Origin of the sequence: Bradyrhizobium sp. 142, assembly GCF_023074015.1 — a bacterium.
In the GTDB taxonomy this organism is placed as follows: domain Bacteria; phylum Pseudomonadota; class Alphaproteobacteria; order Rhizobiales; family Xanthobacteraceae; genus Bradyrhizobium.
This window is the reverse complement of the sequence record NZ_JADPKQ010000400.1, coordinates 1-724: the sequence shown is the minus strand read 5'-3', so window position 1 is coordinate 724 and position 724 is coordinate 1. Positions and strand designations below refer to the sequence as shown.

Below are 724 nucleotides of genomic sequence, written 5' to 3'. Positions count from 1 at the left end.
TTCTGAACGTGGCAGGCTGGTCGAGCAGCTCGAGCTGGCCATTGAGGATCTTGAAGAGACCCAGGCCGAGCAGGAAGCCACGGCCGACATGGCGGCACCGGAAGCCGCCAAGCAGAAGCGTGCGCACAATCCGCGGCCGCCTCGACGTCCTCTGCCAGATAACCTACCGGTCGAACGTATCGTCGAACCCGCGCCTTGCGCCTGCGGTAAGTGCGGCAGTGAGCGGCTGCACAAGCTTGGTGAAGTGGTATCGAAGACGCTTGAATGCGAGCCGCGGCGCTGGAAGATTATCGAGCACGTCCGCGAGAAGTTCTCCTGCCGGGATTGCGAGGCGATCACCGAGGCGCCGGCGCCCTCACATCCGATCCCGCGCGGCTTTGCCGGGCCGAGCCTGCTGGCGATGGTGCTGGTCAACAAGTTCCTGCTGCATCAGCCGTTGAACCGCCAGAGCAAGACCTATGCCCGCGAAGGGATCGAGATCGATGTCTCGACATTGGCGGATCGGGTCGGCGCCTGCGTGGTGGCGCTCGACCCAATTATTGAGGCGATCCGGACCCATATCATGAGCGCGGAACGCATCCACGCCGATGACACGACGGTGCCCGTACTCGCGAAACTGAAGACTGTCACCGGTCGGATCTGGACCTATGTTCGCGATTATGTGCACCTCGTGATTATGCGCAGATTGCTGAGGCAGGAGGCTTTAACCGTCGGATTCTCGGAC

The 724-nt window shown here is 62.0% G+C and carries 1 protein-coding gene; it reads left to right on the top strand.

Annotated features, from left to right (window positions below):
- Window positions 1–724, top strand: a 724-nt coding sequence (locus IVA82_RS37265) for an IS66 family transposase (protein WP_247493795.1), incomplete at both ends; no start/stop codon positions are given.